The following is a 17459-nucleotide window of genomic DNA, read 5'->3' as shown; positions in this document are numbered from 1 at the left end:
GTTTCCGCGAACTCGAAAGACGAGAGTGTGCGGAGAGTCCCCCTCACCCGAAATCCGCGCGTTGCGCGGATTTCGACCTCTCCCCGCAAGCGGGGCGGGGTGGCAGAAACATCCCCCATCGCCTTGATTCCATTGGCTGCCGCCGATACGGTCCCGCGCGCTTCAAAACCCCCTCGCGAGACCTGTACCGACGATGGACGCCCTGCCTGACCACATGCGCCCGGAACGTTCGTTCCAGGGCTTCATCCTGGCTCTCCAGCGATTCTGGGCCGAGCAGGGTTGCGTCATCCTGCAGCCCTACGACATGGAAATGGGCGCCGGCACCTTCCATCCCGCGACCACGCTGCGCGCGCTGGGGCCAAAGCCCTGGAACGCGGCCTATGTGCAGCCCTCGCGGCGGCCGAAGGACGGCCGCTATGGCGAAAATCCCAACCGGATGCAGCACTACTACCAGTTCCAGGTGATCATGAAGCCGTCGCCGCCGAACCTTCAGGACCTGTACCTGAAGTCGCTGGCCGCGATCGGCATCGACGCCGCCGTCCATGACATCCGCTTCGTCGAGGACGACTGGGAGAGCCCGACGCTCGGCGCCTGGGGCTTGGGCTGGGAATGCTGGTGCGACGGCATGGAAGTCAGCCAGTTCACCTACTTCCAGCAGGTCGCCGGCGTCGAATGCGCGCCGGTCGCGGGCGAGCTCACCTACGGGCTCGAGCGGCTGGCGATGTATGTGCAGGGCGTCGACCGCGTCTACGACCTCAACTTCAACGGCCGCGAGGGCGCCGAGAAGGTCACCTATGGCGACGTCTTCCTGCAGGCCGAGCAGGAATATTCGCGGCACAATTTCGAATACGCCGACACCGCGATGCTGTTCGAGCAGTTCAGGATGGCGGAAGAGGCCTGCCGCAAATATCTCGCCGCCGGCTGGCAAGATTCTAAGACCTTGGGTGGCAATCAAAAGGAACATCTGATGGCCTTGCCGGCCTATGACCAGTGCATCAAGGCGAGCCACGTGTTCAACCTGCTCGACGCCCGCGGCGTCATCTCGGTGACGGAGCGGCAGAGCTACATCGGCCGGGTGCGCGATCTGGCCAAGGCCTGCGGCGAGGCATGGATCCACACTGAAACGGGCAGGGCGGTCTGATGCCCGAGCTCCTCCTCGAACTGTTCTCCGAAGAAATTCCCGCGCGCATGCAGGCGAAGGCGGCGGACGATCTGCGCCGCATGGTGACCGACAAGCTCGTCGCCGAGGGCCTCGTCTATGAAGGCGCCAAGGCATTCGCGACCCCGCGCCGCCTGGCGCTCACCGTGCACGGCATTCCCGCGCGCCAGCCCGACCTGAAGGACGAGCGTCGCGGCCCGCGCGTCGGCGGACCCGAGCCCGCGATCCAGGGATTTTTGAAGGCCACGGGTCTCACCTCGATCAGCGAGGCAAAAATCCAGACCGACCCGAAGAAGGGCGATTTCTACATCGCGCTGATCGAAAAGCCCGGCCGCGCCGCGATCGACGTGATCGCGGAAATGATCCCGGTGATCATCCGCACCTTCCCCTGGCCGAAATCGATGCGCTGGGGCGCGCGTTCGGCCAAGTCAGGCTCGCTGACCTGGGTGCGCCCGCTGCACGCCATCACCGCGACCTTCGGTCTGGAGACCGAGGAGCCCGACATCGTCAAGTTCGCGGTCGATGGCATCGAGGCCGGGCAGACCACCTACGGCCATCGCTTCATGGCGCCGGGTGCGATCTCAGTGCGCCGCTTCGAGGATTACGAGGCCAAGCTGAAGGCCGCCAAGGTGATCCTCGATCCGCAGGCCCGCAAGGACATCATCCTCGAGGACGCCAAGGAATTGGCTTTCGCGCAGAGCCTCGAACTGGTCGAGGACCAGGTGCTGCTCGACGAGGTCTCCGGCCTCGTCGAATGGCCGGTCGTGATGATGGGATCGTTCGAGAAGGAATTTTTGTCGATCCCGGATGAAGTGATCCGCGCCACCATCCGCAACAACCAGAAATGCTTCGTGGTCAAGGATCCCAAGACGGACAAGTTGACCAACAAGTTCGTGCTGACCGCCAATATCGAGGCCCCCGACGGCGGCAAGACCATCGTCGCCGGCAACGAGCGCGTGATCCGCCCGCGGCTGAGTGACGCGAAGTTCTTCTACGAGACCGATCTGAAGACCAGGCTCGAGGACCGGCTGCCGAAGTTCGAGCAGATCGTGTTTCACGAGAAGCTCGGCACCCAGGCGGAGCGCATCAAACGGATCGAGCAGCTCGCCGCCGAGATCGCGCCGCTGGTCGGCGCCGATGTCGAGAAGACCAAGCGTGCCGCGCGCCTCGCCAAGGCGGATTTGCTGACCGAAGTGGTCGGCGAATTCCCCGAATTGCAGGGCCTGATGGGCAAGTACTACGCGCTGGCGCAGGGCGAGGATGCCTCCGTGGCCGCCGCGAGCGAGGAGCACTGGAAGCCGCAGGGTCCGACCGATCGCGTGCCGACCGATCCGGTGAGCGTCGCCGTCGCGCTGGCTGACAAGCTGGATACGCTGGCGGGGTTCTGGGCGATCGACGAGAAGCCGACGGGTTCGAAGGACCCCTACGCGCTGCGTCGTGCCGCGTTGGGTGTGATCAGGTTGATCATCGAGAACACGTTGCGCCTGCCGATCCTGAAGGCAGCCAAATCCGCATTGCTCGGACTGTCGGTCAAGGCTGATGCCGAAACATTGCCGAACGATCTGCTAGCCTTCTTCGCCGACCGCCTGAAGGTCCAGCTCCGCGACCAGGGCGCGCGTCACGATCTGGTCGATGCCGTGTTTTCGCTCGGCGGCCAGGACGATCTGCTGCTCGTGGTTCGCCGCGTCGAGGCGCTCGGCAAATTCCTCGACAGCGACGACGGCAAGAACCTGCTCGCGGGCACCAAACGCGCCAGCAACATCCTCGCGATCGAGGAGAAGAAGGACAAGCGTACGTTTGATGGCGCGCCTGATGCGGCGCTCTACAAGCTCGACGAAGAGAAGGCGCTGGCCGCGGCGATCGACCAGGTGAAGGCCGAGGCCTCCGCAGCCGTCGCCAAGGAAGACTTCGCCGGTGCGATGAGCGCGATGGCAAAACTGCGTCCGGCGGTCGATGCGTTCTTCGACAAGGTCAAGGTCAACGACGATGACCCCAAGGTGCGCGAAAACCGCTTGAAGCTGCTCAACGAGATCCGCGCCGCGACGCGTGCGGTGGCGGACTTCTCCAGGATCGAAGGCTGATCGATGGACCCCGCAACGCTCGCTGCTTACGACAAGGAAGCGGCGGCGTTTGCGCAGGACTGGCACGACCAGCCGGCCCCGGTCGATCTGCACGAGATTGTTTCGCGCTTCTTCATCAAGGGCGGCGCGACCGCCGATATCGGTTGCGGCAGCGGCCGCGAAGTGGCGTGGCTGAACGCCAACGGCTTCCCGGCCGAAGGTTTTGATGCCTCCGAGGGCCTGCTCGCGGAAGCTCGCACCCGCTATCCGGCGCTACGCTTGATGCGCGCCGAATTGCCCGAGCTATCCGGCATCGCGGCCGACAGTTTCGACAATGTGCTGTGCGAGACCGTGATCATGCATCTCGATCATGCGCTGATCGCGCCGTCGGTCCGTCGCATGTTCGAACTCGTGAAGCCCGGCGGTGTGCTCTATCTGAGCTGGCGCGTCACCACCGGAGATGATCTGCGCGATGCCCACGGCCGGCTCTACGCGGCATTCGATGCGGCGCAGGTGCGGGCCGAGCTCGGCGCAGCACAATTGTTGCTTGATGAAGAGCCGGTCAGCGTCTCCTCCGGCAAACGGATTCATCGGTTGGTCGCCAGCAAGAGGAGGTGATGATGACGCGGCTTGCGACATGCGCCTGCGGACAGCTTCGCGTGACCTGTCACCGCGAGCCCGGCAGGGTATCGCTGTGCCATTGTCTGGAGTGCCAGAAGCGAACGGGCAGCACCTACGGCGTCGCGGCCTTCTTCCAGCGCGCCGACGTCGAGCCGCACGGTGAGACGCGGGAGTATAGCCGCGTCGGAGACAGCGGCTCTGCCGTGCTGTTTCACTTCTGTCCGGATTGCGGGACGACGGTCTACTGGGAGCCCCGCCGCGCGCGGAGCTCATCGCGGTTGCGGTCGGTGCCTTCGCGGACCCGGATTTTCCCGCGCCGTCGCAGTCGGTCTTCACGCAGCACCGTCATACCTGGGTCGTGGACAGGTGAGCGATCGCGGCTGATCCGGCCTGCCGGAAATATTTAGACACAATTTGCAATTTATTAACCATGCCCTGCGAGGGTCCTGGCGAGTCAACGATTTCTTAAGAAATCGCCCCTCGCGCCAATGCAGGGACCTCCCCGATGACCTCGATCGGCACCACGCCCAATCCCTACGCCCAATATGGCTCGGCCTATGCGCGGGCCGCGGCGACGCCCTCGCTGGCGGCGACCTTGTCAGGCGACGGCAGCGCCGGCGACCTGTCGGCGTCCGCGACATCGAGCGCTGCAACCAACCTCACGCTGTCGGACGCCGCCCGCGCGCAGCTCGCCAAAGCGCCGCTGCCGGATTTCGCGACCGTCACCAACGACGCGCGCGTCACGCTCGACCGGCTCTACACGGTCGCGGGGGTGAAGAAGCCGATCGTCGACGGCAAGTCCACGATCGATCTCTCGACCCTGGATCGCCGCTCGCTGTTTCCGATCTCGACCAACAATGGCGGCAAGTTCACGCCGGACGAGCAGGCGGTCGCCGCCACCGAACTGAAGCAGCGCTTCGACAAGGCCTTAGCGCCGTCGCTTGCGACCACCCGCCTGACCGGCGACTACAGCGTCAGCTACAAGTCCGCGCTCGACTATCTCGACGGCGCCAGCGATGAGGAAAAGGCAACCGCAACCTGGGCCAGCCAGCGCGCCGCGGTGCTGAAGGGTGTTCAGGCGACGCAGCAGGATCCGAACAAGGCGCCGGCGGGAATTCCAGGCGATCCGATCGCGGCCGCGCTGGCGGGAACCACATCGCCCACGACGGGCAAGCCGCGCGACTTCGGCAGCGTGGCGAGCGATGCGCGCGCCTTCCTCGATCGGCAGAAGAGCGAGGCGGCGAAGGGCGGCAAGGAACTGGTGTACGATTCCCGCCGCAAGACCGGGCAACTCGCCGACCTGTCCTCGCTCGACAACCGCTCGCTGTCGGCGATCTCACTGAACCAGGACAAGAAGTTTTCAGGCGAGGAGATCTTCGCGGCCAAGCAGGAACTCAACACGCGGACCCGCCTTGCCGTGCTCGATGCGCTGAAGCAGAGCCAGTCCGCCGGCGATCCGCGCCAGTTCAGCCTCGGCATCCTCAAGCAATATTCCTCGATGAGCGCGGAGGAACGCCAGGCGGCCAACTGGACGCAGGATTTCCAGGACGCCGCGATCAAGAGCTACAAGTCGACCTCGACGCTGCTCTCGATCCTGAAATCGTAAGCCGGGACGACATCAGAATTCATCACGTGACAACAGAAGAGCCCCGCCCGGAGGGGAGGCCGGGCGGGGCTTTCTGGTCCGGTCGAACTGCGCGCACATCCGCTTGCGCGGCGCCCGGACTGTTCGTTCAGGCGATCGTGCTGAGTTGAGCTACTCGACGACCTGAACGATCCGCCGCGAACGCGGCTCGACCAGAACGGTCTCGCCATTCACGACGGTGTAGCGATAGGGCGTCGCGCCGAACCGTTGCGGCACGTCGTAATAAGTTACGCCGGCATCCGGCAGCACGGTGCCGACCACGACGCGATCCGGAACGGTGTAGTTCGGCACGCGCTCGCGCACGATGTATTCGCGGAATGCCGGGCGCTGTTCGACGGCAATGCCCTCGTCATCCTCGACTGCAACCGGCGGGCCACCGCGGACAACGCCGACGGTCTGGGCCTGTGCGGCAACAGCCGGCACCGTGATCGCAGCAGCAACCGCTGCAACGGCAAGTATTCTGTTTCGCATGGCTCGCTCCATTCTTTTTCGATGCGCGCCGGCCTTCGTCGATGCGCACGACGGGCCAATGCATCGGCTGCGGTGATGTTCCGGAAAAACCGCTGCCACATACGCGGCAATTTGGAGCAATTTTCGTGAGTTGCGGGAACTCTCGGGCCGTGCAGACGTCTTGATGTGGGAACCCCCTCAGCGGATAAACTGCCGCTCGATTCGCTCCTCCAAAAACTGCCGGAGAAAACTTCAATGACCATCACCGCTGGGCATCTGCCTGCCATCGTGGCTCTGGTTGCAGGCGTCCTGATCCTGATCATGCCGCGGCTCCTCAACTACATCGTCGCGATCTACCTGATCTTCGTCGGCCTCGTCGGAATGGGCCTGCTGCGCTGGCTGCACCTGTAGCGGGAAAGCGGGGTTTCGCGGCTTGCGCGGAACCCCCCAAAATGGTGTAAGGCGCGCATCTTCGACCCCTCTTTTCGGATTGTTGTCTGACATGGCCAAAGCCGTCGCGAAGTCCAAGAAAACTGCCGAGAAAACCGCAGCGAAATCAAAGTCCTCGGCACCGGCCCGGAAGGCCGCGCCGGCGCGCAAGGCGCTGAAGAAGAGCGCGCCGAAGCCGGCCGCCAAATCGACCGCGAAGCCGGCTGCAAAGCCCGCCAGCAAGGCGCCGGTAAAGGCCGTCACCGCTGCAAAAAAGGCGGCTCCGCCAGCGATCAAGGCCGGCAAGTGGGTCTATACGTTCGGCGACGGGAAGGCCGAGGGCCAGGCGACCCTGCGCGATCTGCTCGGCGGCAAGGGCGCCAACCTCGCGGAAATGGCCAATCTCGGCCTTCCGGTGCCTCCCGGCTTCACCCTCCCGACCTCGGTCTGCACCTATTTCTACGATCACGACAAGACCTATCCGAAGGAGTTGAAAGCACAGGTCGAGAAGGCGCTCGACTATGTCGGCAAGCTGACCGGCAAGACCTTCGGCGATGCCAAGAACCCGCTGCTGGTGTCGGTCCGCTCGGGCGCGCGCGCCTCGATGCCGGGCATGATGGACACCGTGCTCAATCTCGGCCTCAACGACCGCACGGTCGAAGCGCTTGCCGAGCTCTCCGGCGATCGCCGCTTCGCCTATGACAGCTATCGCCGCTTCATCACGATGTATTCGGACGTGGTGCTCGGCTTCGAACATCATCATTTCGAGGACATCCTCGACACCTTCAAGGACGGCCAGGGCTATTCGCTCGACACCGACCTCACCGGCGACGACTGGGTCGAACTGGTCGGCAAGTACAAGGAGGCGGTCGCCAAGGAGACCGGCCACGACTTCCCGCAGGATCCGCACGACCAGCTGTGGGGCGCGATTGGTGCCGTGTTCTCATCCTGGATGAACGCGCGCGCGGTGACCTACCGCAAGCTGCACGACATCCCGGAATCCTGGGGCACCGCGGTCAACGTGCAGGCGATGGTGTTCGGCAACATGGGCGAGACGTCGGCGACCGGTGTCGCCTTCACCCGCAACCCCTCGACCGGCGAGAGCAAGCTGTACGGCGAGTTCCTGATCAACGCGCAGGGCGAGGACGTCGTCGCCGGCATCCGCACGCCGCAGGACATCACCGAAGAGGCGCGCCAGGAATCCGGCTCCGACAAGCTGTCGATGGAAGCCGCGATGCCGGCCGCGTTCAAGGAGCTGACGCGGATCTACACGCTGCTCGAGAAGCACTACCGCGACATGCAGGACATGGAGTTCACGGTCGAGCAGGGCAAACTGTGGATGCTGCAGACCCGCGGCGGCAAGCGCACCGCCAAGGCGGCGCTGCGCATCGCGGTCGAACTCGCCAATGAAGGCCTGATCTCGCGCAAGGACGCGGTGACGCGGATCGATCCGGCTTCGCTGGACCAGCTGCTGCACCCGACCATCGATCCGGCCGCCAAGCGCGACGTGATCGCGACCGGCCTGCCGGCGTCACCTGGCGCTGCCTCGGGCGAGATCGTGTTCTCGTCCGACGAAGCCGCCAAGCTGCAGGCCGACGGACGCAAGGTGATCCTGGTCCGCATCGAGACCAGCCCGGAAGACATCCACGGCATGCACGCCGCGGAAGGCATCCTGACCACCCGCGGCGGCATGACGTCGCATGCTGCGGTGGTCGCGCGCGGCATGGGCAAGCCCTGCGTCTCCGGCTGCGGCACCATTCGTGTCGATTACGGCCGCGGCACCATGAGCATCGGCTCGCGCACCTTCAAGACCGGCGACGTCATCACTATCGACGGCTCGGTCGGACAGGTGCTGGCCGGCCGCATGCCGATGATCGAGCCGGAACTGTCGGGCGAGTTCGGCACGCTGATGGGCTGGGCCGACGAGGTCCGCAAGCTCGGCGTCCGCGTCAACGGCGACACGCCCGACGATGCGCGCACCGCGGTGAAGTTCGGCGCCGAAGGCATCGGCCTCTGCCGCACCGAGCACATGTTCTTCGAGGAGACCCGCATCCGCACCGTGCGCGAGATGATCCTCTCCGAGGATGAGCAGTCGCGCCGCGCTGCGCTGTCGAAGCTGTTGCCGATGCAGCGCGCCGACTTCGTCGAGCTGTTCGAGATCATGAAGGGCCTGCCCGTCACGATCCGCTTGCTCGATCCGCCGCTGCACGAGTTCCTGCCGCACACCCAGGCCGAGATCGAGGAAGTGGCGCGCGCCATGAACACGGATCCGCGCAAGCTCGCCGACCGCGCCCGCGAACTGTCCGAGTTCAACCCGATGCTCGGCTTCCGCGGCTGCCGTCTCGCGATCGCCTATCCCGAGATCGCCGAGATGCAGTCGCGCGCGATCTTCGAGGCGGCGGTCGAAGCCGGCAAGCGCACCGGCAAGCCGGTCGGACTCGAGGTGATGGTGCCGCTGATCGCGACCAAGGCCGAGTTCGATCTGGTCAAGGCGCGGATCGATGCGATGGCCAACGCGGTGATGAAGGAAACCGGCGTCAAGCTGACCTACCAGGTCGGCACCATGATCGAGCTGCCGCGCGCCTGCCTGATGGCGGGCGAGGTGGCGGAGACGGCGGAGTTCTTCTCCTTCGGCACCAACGACCTGACGCAGACCACCTACGGCATCAGCCGCGACGACGCCGCGAGCTTCCTTGGCACCTATGTCGCCAAGGGCATCCTCGAGATCGATCCGTTCATCTCGGTCGATCGCGACGGCGTCGGCGAGTTGGTCAGGATCGGCGTGACGCGGGGCCGTAAGACACGGCCGAACCTCAAGGTCGGCATCTGCGGCGAGCATGGCGGCGATCCTGCGTCGGTCGCGTTCTGCCACGAGGTCGGGCTCGATTACGTCTCGTGCTCGCCCTATCGCGTGCCGATCGCGCGTCTCGCTGCTGCCCAGGCCGCGCTCGGCAAGGAGATCGCGAGCCAGGCGTAAGCGATCAATCAGTCCAGAGAGTGCGATGGCCGGGACCAGGTCCCGGCCATTTGCTTATCGGGGTTCGTAGGATGGGTGGAGCGAAGCGATATCCATCAATTGCCTCCGCGTGGAGAGATGATGGGTATCGCTGCGCTCCACCCATCCTACGCGTCGGAATCCTGCGGCGCGCGCAACACTCTATTCACCATTCTCATTGACCCGTTGTTTACGACTTTCATGCGCCGCGCATTTACCAAGACGCGTGATGCGACGCGCGTCGCACGTGCGATCGCTTGAGTGTAGCGCGCGTGCAACGCTGATTAACTCCGCGGCAACCTAAACAAGTTAGCAACGAGAAAGGTCGAATTGCGCGGATGTACCGCGTTCGATTGCACTCAGTAAGCGTTGCGTGAGCGTACGATGTTTGTGTCGCCTAACCAGCCGAAGGGCGCACGTCTTGCGCTCTTCGGTCTCGGTCTTGGCATCTTCGCATTGATGCCGACCGAGCTCGGATATCAGGATATTGCGTCGCTTTTGGCCCGGCAACCCGGCGTTGCCGAGCGCTGGCAGAAGCGCGTCTTCGCCTCCGCGGTCGGCTCTATCCAGGTCGCGACCTACAGCTTCGGCCGTCCGATCGGAACTTCCGCGCCACAGGATCCGCAAATCCTGCTCGCAAGGCTGGACAGTCCGAGCGCCGACATCACCGGCACGGTGACACGCAATCCGATCGCGGCGCCGCCGCCGCGCTACCAGGCATCCGATTTTCCCAAGGTCGATCGTACCCTGAAGGGCGATCGTCTCGTCGTCGGACGGCCTGACCAGGTCGATCCTGCACAGCCCGCGAACACGGCGCCGGCGAACGAGGATCCCGCGACATCGAATTCGTCGGTCAAGGGCATGAAGACCGCGACCGCGCCGGCCGACAACGCGCCGCTCGATCCCGAATTGCAGGAGGCGCTGCGGGCGCCACCGCTGCCGCAATATGTGAAGCCGTCGCCGCAGCAATACGACGTGTCGATGTCGCTCGAGGCCAGCCCGCTCGATGATCTGAAGCCGGTGCCCGCAAAGCCTGCCGCTGCGCCGCCTGCCGATGCAACGCATGCGCGCGACCCGTTTGCATTCAAGACCGCCAGCCTGTTCTTCGGCTCGTCGCTCGGCACGCCCGAGAATCTCGAGCGCTGGCAGCCCGGCGAGGCGCCGGTCGTCGTGGCGCCGGCAGCGCAGCCCGATCCCGACCTGAAGGTGATGGCGTCACTGCCGGTCGATGCCGACGGCCCGGTCAAGGCCGGCGAGATGGGCGAGAGCATCGCGCCGAAAGGCGAGGTCAACGCCGACGACCAGCACACCAAGACGCCGGCGGAACGGCTCGGCCTGTTCGACGAGAAATCGCGCGCCAAGTCGGAGAAGTGCCTCGCCGAGGCGGTCTATTTCGAAGCACGCGGCGAAGCGGTGCGGGGCCAGATCGCAGTCGCCCAGGTGGTGCTGAACCGCGCTTTCTCCGGCAAATATCCGGAGACCGTGTGCGGCGTGGTCTACCAGAACAAGAATCGCCACTACGCCTGCCAGTTCACCTTCGCCTGCGACAACATCCCCGACGTGGTCCGCGAGCCCGAGATGTGGGACCGCGCCAAGAAGATCTCGAAGGCGATCCTCGACGGCAAATTGTGGCTGCCGGAAGTCGATCGCTCGACCCACTACCACGCCTATTGGGTGCGGCCGTCCTGGGTCAGCGAAATGAAGAAGACGTACAAGTTCGGCGTCCACACCTTCTATCGCCCGCGCGCCTGGGGCGACGGCAGCGACGCACCGAGCTGGGGCAATCCGGCCGAGACCGCCAAGATCTCGGCGCAACTCGCCGAAGCCGCCCAGAGCTCGGCCGAGCAGGCCAGCGCCAAGCGATAGCGCCTCCAGCCTTCCACTCCAGGTTCGCCATGCCCCGGAATGACGCTCGTCATCCTCTCGGATTCTGCAGAGCTGCCTTGCGAGCGAATATTTTTCTCCGCCGCCTCTTGGGGTTTTCATGCAGATGCATTAATTCCGGGTAATGTTTCGCGGGGCGGTTCCCCCGCAGCAGTTGCGGGGGGAAGACAACATGGCGGTTAGCACCGGGGATCTTCGACCGACGTCCGGCACCTGGCGCACGCCGCTCGTCATCATCGTCTGCGGCTGTGCGATCGCGCTGCTGAGTTTCGGCCCGCGCTCCAGCCTCGGCTTTTTCGTGCAGCCGATGGGCCGCGAATTCGCCTGGGGCCGCGACGTGTTCGGCCTTGCCATCGCGCTGCAGAACCTGTTGTGGGGTCTCGGCCAGCCGATCGCAGGCGCCATTGCCGATCGCTTCGGCCTGCTGCGCGTCATGGTCGTCGGCGCCTTGCTGTACGCCGCCGGCCTGCTGCTGATGCGTTACTCGACCACCTCATTGTCGCTCGACATCAGCGCCGGCGTGCTGATCGGCTTCGGCCTGTCGGGCTCGTCGTTCAATCTGGTGCTGGCGGCGTTCAGCAAGCTGTTGCCGCCGGAGAAGCGCGGCATCGCGCTGGGGGCTGGCACCGCCGCCGGTTCGTTCGGCCAGTTCCTGTTCGCGCCGTTTGGCGTTGCGATGATCGACAATTTAGGCTGGCAGACCGCGCTCGTCGTGTTCAGCGCGCTGATGCTGTTGATCGTGCCGCTCTCGCTCGCGCTCGTGACGCCACCCGCCAAGACCGGCGAGGTGCCGGCCGCCGACCAGCAGTCGTTCAAGACCGCGCTTGCCGAAGCCTTCGGCCATCGCTCCTATGTGCTGCTGGTGCTCGGTTTCTTCACCTGCGGCTTCCAGCTTGCCTTCATCACCATCCATCTGCCGGCCTATCTGGCCGACCGCGGCATTCCGGCGACCACCGGCGGTTGGGTGGTTGCGGCGATCGGCCTGTTCAACATCGTGGGCTCGCTCAGCGTCGGCTGGCTGCAGAACTTCTTTCCGAAGCGCTATTTGCTCTCGGTGATCTACTTTTCGCGCGCGCTGGCGACCGTCGCCTTCATCTCGTTCCCGGTGACGCCGTTCTCGGCGATCGCATTCGGCGCGGTCTCGGGGCTGCTGTGGCTGTCGAGCGTGCCCCCGACCTCGGCGCTGGTCGCGCTGATGTTCGGCACCCGCTGGTTCTCCACCCTGTATGGCTTCGCCTTCGTCAGCCATCAGGTGGGCGGCTTCCTCGGGGTCTGGCTCGGCGGCGTTGTGTTCGAGCAGTATGGTTCCTACACGCCGATCTGGTGGCTGTCGGTGCTGTTCGGCGTGCTGTCGGCGCTGATCAACTTGCCGATCGTCGAAAAGCCGGTCGCGCGCCCGGTTGCGCAGCCCGCCTGATGGGTTAAACACTCCCCGAAACCAAGATTACGGGGAGTGCTCATCGTGGCAACGTTCAAGGCAATCAGGATCGACAAGGCGGACAAGGGTACCACCGCCGCACTGACCCAATTCGACGACGCGGAATTGATGGACGGCGACGTCACCGTCCGCGTCGAATGGTCGACGCTGAACTACAAGGACGGCCTGGCGCTGACCGGCAAGGCGCCGGTGGTGCGCCGTTTCCCGATGATCGCCGGCATCGATTTCGCTGGTACGGTCGAGCAATCCAGCCATCCCGCCTGGAAGGCGGGCGACAAGGTTGTCTGCAACGGCTGGGGCATGGGCGAGACCCATCTCGGCGCCTATGCCGAAAAGGCCCGCGTCAAGGGCGACTGGCTGGTGCGGCTGCCGGACGGCATTTCGGCCCGCGATGCGATGGCGGTCGGCACCGCCGGCTATACCGCGATGCTCTCGGTGCTGGCGCTCGAGAAGCACGGTCTCACGCCGAAGAGCGGCCCGGTGGTGGTGACGGGTGCCGCCGGCGGCGTCGGCTCGGTCGCGATCGCCGTGCTGTCGAAGCTCGGCTATCACGTCATCGCTTCGACCGGGCGGATGTCGGAGGCCGACTATCTCAAAGGTCTCGGTGCCACGAGGTGATCGATCGCGCCGAGCTGTCGGGTGCCCCCAAGGCGCTTGCGAAGGAGCGCTGGGCCGGCGGCGTCGACAGCGTCGGGTCGACCACGCTCGCCAATCTGCTTTCGATGACCAGGTATGGCGGCGCCATCGCGGCCTGCGGCCTGGCGGCCGGCATGGACCTGCCGTCATCGGTCGCGCCCTTCATTTTGCGGGGTGTGTGCCTTCTCGGCATCGATTCCGTGATGTGCCCGATCGAGCTCCGCAGGACCGCCTGGCGCCGCCTTGCCAGCGATCTGGATAAGGCAAAACTGGCTGATATCACTCATGAAATCGCCTTGGACGACGTCATGGGGTATGGTGCGAAAATCCTCGATGGCCAGGTCCGCGGCCGGATCGTGGTAAAAATAGTCTGAGGACGTTCAGACTTTACCAACCAAGCTGCTCCAATGTTGCCACGGTTGGTATGGTAAGCAGCGGGTAAAGAGACTTGCAGCATGATCCCGGGGGGCCGGGTTTCCTCGCGCAGACGTCGAGAAGCGTTGGTGCGGGGATCATGCTCAACAAGGAGCGGGTGCCCGCGCTCGTAAGTGGAGTAGCTCATGCTTGCGCGTTTGGTGTTGGGGGCCGTCACGGCCGGAGCAATGGTCGTGCCGGCATTCGCAGGCATGATGAACGCCGATGAGGCCCGCAAATTCGTCGCCGGCAAAGTGTTCGCCTTCACCTGTTTCGACGGCACCCGCGGCGCCGGCCGTATCCTCGATGATCTGGGCGCCACAGGCTCGATCCAGTTCTCCGGCTCCGGACCGATCCGCCACGTGCGGCTGCCCGGCAATACGCTGCAAATCCGCGGTCAGAGCGTGTGCGCGTCGCTGAAGGGCATTCCGTTCGAACCGTGCTTCAATCTCGACAAGCAGGACGACCGCACGTTCCGCGGCTCGGTCTCCGGCATGGGCTTCGCCTACTGCGATTTCCATCACCAGGGCGGCCAGCAGATGCTGATGGCACGCGCGGTGGCGCGTCCGCGTTCGCTGCACCCGCGCACCCGATCCGCGGATGCCTCGCCGACCGAAGTGTCGCGCGTCGAGACACCGCAGGTCGGAAGCGCGAAGCTCGAGCCGGTCAAGGCCGAGCCCGCCAAGGTCGAGAGCGCGCCGGAATTGCGCCGTTCCACCGAATAGAGCCTATCCGTTCCGCTTGAATCGGAACGGGGCTCTAGATTCTTGTTTTGACGCGTTTTCTTCACGCGAACCGGTATCCACTTCGCTCGAAAACGCTCTGACGTCTCATCTGCGCGCTAGCGGGAATAACGCCAAGCCGTAGTCATACGGATGGCGGTCGCCACGCGTTGATAGCTACTCAATAGCCTAGCGTTCGCCGACAGGCGGGATGACGAGGGCACCGATTTGAGTAGTCATATGGCGCAGTATTTTTTCCGTATCAGTGATGGCGATTACGCTGGTGCGTCCGACCACGCGACGGAGTTCGAGAGCCGTGACGTGGCCTGGGCCGAGATGACCAAGGTCTGCGGTAATTTCCTTGGCAGCATTTCGCGCAACATGAAGCAAGACAGCGAATGGCACATGGAGCTGCTCGACGAGAGCCGCAAGCCCGTGTTCAGGATTCGGCTGGTTGCCGAATCCGTCGACTGAGGCTTTTCGCCGTTCAGGACAACAAGCTTCAGGCCCCAGCCTGCGGGACCGGCGGAGCGGCCCGCCTGCGGAACAGGATCCGCTGATACAGCCAGCCGATCGCGACCAGCACGATGCCAAGGCACATGAACGACAGCGCCCGGTAGACTCCCGTGAGCGTCGACATGTCGACCAGGAACGCTTTCAGGATCGTCAGCCCGATCACTGCAGCGGAGGCGAGCCGTGCCCGCTGCGAGTTGACGACGATGCCGATGCCGAGCAGCACGACGCCGAACATCAGCCAGGCGATCGAATAGGTGTATTGCTCCGCACCCGTGGTCTCGCCGCGCGTCAGCACCGGTCCGTGATAGAGCCTGCGGATTTCGAACGTGACGTAAGCGAGCGCAAGCACCAGCGCGCCAGCGGCGATCGTGTTGGCGTAGCTTGCGGGACGATGCCCCGCCACCGCATAGGACAACAGCAGCGCCAGCACGGCCGGCAATGCATAGCCGAGCAGCAGCAGATTGATGAAGCTGCCGCCGATATCCTGCCACCACAGCATCGGGTTCTCCAGTCCCAGCAGCCCGAACAGGCTGGCAAGCCCGGCGAACGCGGTCAGCAGCACCGCGCCGACATTGTGGACGATGCTGCCGCTGCGCAGCCGCAGCCGCTCCAGCCCGATCGCCATCGCAAGCGTCACGCCGACCTGCAACGCGACCTCGGTCAGTCCGGCGCTGTCGCGATAGACGTCGCCGCTATTGACCGCGTGTCGGATCTCCATGAAGGCGAGCAGCACCGTGAACAGGATCGCGGCGGATTCGACCATGCGCAGCGGGACGTCGCCGCCGTTGCGGCGCAGGAAATGACTTCCCGCCCAGAACGACAGCGCGGGAACGCCATAGCCCCACAGCAGCCAGTTGAAGATCGGCGTGGTGCCGACGGCATCGCCCGCGATGCGCGGCTCGTAGCCGATGCGCAGCACCACGATGCCGGCCAGGATCGCGGCGAGCCAGCGCAGGAACGGGATCGGCCGCTGCACCGACAGCCATGCCGTGCCCATCGACACCAGCGCCAGCGCGATGGTGAGCCAGCCCTTGTCGAGTGCGAAGGTCAGCGCCAGCGCCAGCGAGGCGAGGGCGCCGGTCGCCGACAATGCGATCGAAGGCGACAGCTCCGGCCGCTCGCCGCGCCGGCTCAGCGCTTCGGTCGCGGCGGCGTAGGCGGCTGCGAGCAGCACGGCGAGGATCGCGAACGGGATCGAGCGATCGAGATGCGCGATACGTGCATAGAGTGCGATCAGCAGCGCGACCGGCGTGAACACGGCTGCCGCGGCCCAGGTCACCGTGATCTTCGTGGTGGCAAAACGCAGTTGTGCGAAGAAGCCGGCGATGCCGAAGGCGGCCGCGAACAGCGCGGCGGTGACGAGATGCAGCGAGACCGAGCCGTCGGTCGCGGACGGGCCGATGCCCCGGATCGCGCCGCCCGGCAGCACCAGCATGTCGACGTTGCGGCGCACGGCCCACTCGCCGAACACGATGAAGACGAAGACCGACGCGGCGGCGATCGCGCCGGCAGCGGCGGGCGCGCGCCAGGCCACGACAAGGCTTCCCGCTGTCAGCAGTGCGAAGCCGATCATCGCGCTGTCGGCGTGGGCGCTGTTGAGCACGATCAGCATCGCGCCAAACAGATAGGCCGCGAGCGAGCCGGACGAGATCGGCTCGATCTCCTCGCCATCGCCGTCTGGGCCGAACATGAAGCCGCAGACCACGAGCAGCGCCGCCAGCACGAAGCCCGCGATGACGTGGAAGACGTGCGGCGCGATCATCTCCGGCCCGCATTGCAGGCAGGGGAAGGTCCATAGCAGCGCGAAGGCGATGGTCGTGACCGCAAGCCAGCGCCACAGCCGGATGCGCGCGAGGCCGAACGCCGCCGCGGTGACGATGGCAAGATAAATGTAGAGCGACCAGAAGTCCGGCTTGTCGGACGAGACCAGGATCGGGGTGACGAAGGCGCCGACGATGCCGAGCCCGGCCAGCGCAGGTCCGTGCAGCAGCGCGGCCGCGAGCGTGCCGAGCGCGACCATGCCGAGCAGGATGAAGGCGGTTGCCGGCGCGAGGAAGTCGTACAGCGCATAGGCGGCATAAACGGTGGCAAACGCCACGGCGGTGCCGGCCGCGGTGAGGATCGCCGGAATGTTGGCGACCGGCAGTGCCGCGATGTTGGAGATGCTATCCTTGCGCCGTGTCCACTCACCGGCGCCGAGCAGCGCCAATGCAAACAATCCGCCGAGCAACGTGCGCACGCCGGGGCCGAGCAGCCCGGCCTCGATCGAATAGCGCACCATGAAGAAGCCGCCGAGCGCGAGCGTCAGGCCGCCGATCCACACCACCCACCGCGTGCCGAGCGTCTCCTCGAAGCCGGGCGCCGGGGGCGGCGGGGCGGGCAGTTCTGGTAGCGGCGGTGGGGCAGCGCTTGCTGCGTCCGCGGCTGCCTCTGCGCGCGCATCCGGCTGGCTCACAGCTGCCTCCGGGAGCGGCGGCGGCGCGATGGGAG

14 protein-coding genes and 1 pseudogene are annotated in these 17459 nt (G+C 65.3%); 13 read left to right on the top strand and 2 right to left on the bottom strand.

The window, feature by feature from the left end; genetic code table 11:
• Positions 1-193 precede the first annotated feature (193 nt).
• From H8B02_RS33775 to H8B02_RS33755, 5 genes are all read left to right on the top strand, one after another.
• On the top strand, positions 194-1141 hold the full coding sequence (locus H8B02_RS33775) for a glycine--tRNA ligase subunit alpha (protein WP_229170193.1): 948 nt from the start codon (positions 194-196) through the stop codon (positions 1139-1141).
• The gene (glyS, locus tag H8B02_RS33770; protein ID WP_229170192.1) at positions 1141-3240 is read left to right on the top strand and encodes a glycine--tRNA ligase subunit beta; all 2100 of its coding nucleotides are present in this window, start codon (positions 1141-1143) and stop codon (positions 3238-3240) included. Before H8B02_RS33775 ends, glyS begins: the two co-directional genes overlap by 1 nt.
• 3 nt (positions 3241-3243) lie before the next feature.
• A complete protein-coding gene (locus H8B02_RS33765) occupies positions 3244-3837 on the top strand; it encodes a class I SAM-dependent methyltransferase (RefSeq protein WP_229170191.1) in 594 nt (197 codons plus the stop codon).
• The gene (locus tag H8B02_RS33760) at positions 3837-4247 is read left to right on the top strand and encodes a GFA family protein (protein ID WP_312001458.1); all 411 of its coding nucleotides are present in this window, start codon (positions 3837-3839) and stop codon (positions 4245-4247) included. Before H8B02_RS33765 ends, H8B02_RS33760 begins: the two co-directional genes overlap by 1 nt.
• Positions 4248-4345: 98 nt before the next feature.
• The gene (locus H8B02_RS33755) at positions 4346-5446 is read left to right on the top strand and encodes a hypothetical protein (RefSeq protein WP_229170190.1); all 1101 of its coding nucleotides are present in this window, start codon (positions 4346-4348) and stop codon (positions 5444-5446) included.
• 150 nt (positions 5447-5596) lie between these two features.
• Here the strand turns inward: H8B02_RS33755 and H8B02_RS33750 are convergent, their stop codons facing one another.
• Entirely contained in the window at positions 5597-5956 is a 360-nt protein-coding gene (locus H8B02_RS33750) for a DUF1236 domain-containing protein (protein WP_095735922.1), read from the bottom strand.
• Between the two features lie 234 nt (positions 5957-6190).
• Between H8B02_RS33750 and H8B02_RS33745 the strand changes: the two genes are divergently transcribed.
• The 8 genes and pseudogenes from H8B02_RS33745 (at position 6191) to H8B02_RS33710 (ending at position 14927) form a co-directional block, all read left to right on the top strand.
• Positions 6191-6346: a DUF3096 domain-containing protein gene (locus H8B02_RS33745; protein WP_076865695.1), complete on the top strand. Its 156-nt coding sequence runs from the start codon at positions 6191-6193 to the stop codon at positions 6344-6346.
• Positions 6347-6437: 91 nt separating this feature from the next.
• Complete coding sequence (gene ppdK, locus H8B02_RS33740; RefSeq protein WP_229170189.1) at positions 6438-9341, top strand: pyruvate, phosphate dikinase; 2904 nt, start codon at positions 6438-6440, stop codon at positions 9339-9341.
• 120 nt (positions 9342-9461) lie between these two features.
• On the top strand, positions 9462-9620 hold the full coding sequence (locus H8B02_RS33735; RefSeq protein WP_229170188.1) for a hypothetical protein: 159 nt from the start codon (positions 9462-9464) through the stop codon (positions 9618-9620).
• Between the two features lie 123 nt (positions 9621-9743).
• Entirely contained in the window at positions 9744-11225 is a 1482-nt protein-coding gene (locus tag H8B02_RS33730) for a cell wall hydrolase (protein WP_229170187.1), read from the top strand.
• Positions 11226-11415: 190 nt separating this feature from the next.
• Positions 11416-12660 (top strand): MFS transporter, encoded by a 1245-nt coding sequence (locus tag H8B02_RS33725; protein WP_229170186.1) that lies wholly within the window; start codon positions 11416-11418, stop codon positions 12658-12660.
• Between the two features lie 45 nt (positions 12661-12705).
• Positions 12706-13691, top strand: a pseudogene (gene acuI / locus H8B02_RS33720) (acrylyl-CoA reductase (NADPH)).
• A gap of 186 nt (positions 13692-13877) precedes the next feature.
• Positions 13878-14456 carry a hypothetical protein gene (locus H8B02_RS33715; RefSeq protein WP_229170185.1) on the top strand — a complete coding sequence of 193 codons (579 nt, stop codon included), beginning with the start codon at positions 13878-13880 and terminating at the stop codon, positions 14454-14456.
• A gap of 237 nt (positions 14457-14693) precedes the next feature.
• Positions 14694-14927, top strand: coding sequence for a DUF6894 family protein (locus H8B02_RS33710; RefSeq protein ID WP_050403167.1), 234 nt, complete (start codon positions 14694-14696; stop codon positions 14925-14927).
• A gap of 28 nt (positions 14928-14955) precedes the next feature.
• Here the strand turns inward: H8B02_RS33710 and H8B02_RS33705 are convergent.
• Positions 14956-17459: DUF2339 domain-containing protein (locus tag H8B02_RS33705; protein ID WP_229170184.1), on the bottom strand; the 2504-nt coding region annotated here is incomplete at its 5' end.

The organism is Bradyrhizobium altum (assembly GCF_020889705.1).
Taxonomy (GTDB): domain Bacteria; phylum Pseudomonadota; class Alphaproteobacteria; order Rhizobiales; family Xanthobacteraceae; genus Bradyrhizobium; species Bradyrhizobium altum.
The sequence above is the reverse complement of the archived record's forward strand: the minus strand, read 5'-3'. Positions and strand labels throughout refer to the sequence as shown.

Excerpts from the sequence above, each read along its gene's own strand:
- H8B02_RS33750 (WP_095735922.1), bottom strand. The coding sequence starts at position 5,956 with ATGCGAAACAGAATACTTGCCGTTGCAGCGGTTGCTGCTGCGATCACG.
- glyS (WP_229170192.1), top strand. The coding sequence starts at position 1,141 with ATGCCCGAGCTCCTCCTCGAACTGTTCTCCGAAGAAATTCCCGCGCGC.
- H8B02_RS33725 (WP_229170186.1), top strand. The coding sequence starts at position 11,416 with ATGGCGGTTAGCACCGGGGATCTTCGACCGACGTCCGGCACCTGGCGC.
- H8B02_RS33735 (WP_229170188.1), top strand. The coding sequence starts at position 9,462 with ATGGGTATCGCTGCGCTCCACCCATCCTACGCGTCGGAATCCTGCGGC.
- H8B02_RS33715 (WP_229170185.1), top strand. The coding sequence starts at position 13,878 with ATGCTTGCGCGTTTGGTGTTGGGGGCCGTCACGGCCGGAGCAATGGTC.
- H8B02_RS33710 (WP_050403167.1), top strand. The coding sequence starts at position 14,694 with ATGGCGCAGTATTTTTTCCGTATCAGTGATGGCGATTACGCTGGTGCG.
- H8B02_RS33760 (WP_312001458.1), top strand. The coding sequence starts at position 3,837 with ATGATGACGCGGCTTGCGACATGCGCCTGCGGACAGCTTCGCGTGACC.
- H8B02_RS33775 (WP_229170193.1), top strand. The coding sequence starts at position 194 with ATGGACGCCCTGCCTGACCACATGCGCCCGGAACGTTCGTTCCAGGGC.
- H8B02_RS33745 (WP_076865695.1), top strand. The coding sequence starts at position 6,191 with ATGACCATCACCGCTGGGCATCTGCCTGCCATCGTGGCTCTGGTTGCA.
- H8B02_RS33755 (WP_229170190.1), top strand. The coding sequence starts at position 4,346 with ATGACCTCGATCGGCACCACGCCCAATCCCTACGCCCAATATGGCTCG.
- ppdK (WP_229170189.1), top strand. The coding sequence starts at position 6,438 with ATGGCCAAAGCCGTCGCGAAGTCCAAGAAAACTGCCGAGAAAACCGCA.
- H8B02_RS33730 (WP_229170187.1), top strand. The coding sequence starts at position 9,744 with ATGTTTGTGTCGCCTAACCAGCCGAAGGGCGCACGTCTTGCGCTCTTC.
- H8B02_RS33765 (WP_229170191.1), top strand. The coding sequence starts at position 3,244 with ATGGACCCCGCAACGCTCGCTGCTTACGACAAGGAAGCGGCGGCGTTT.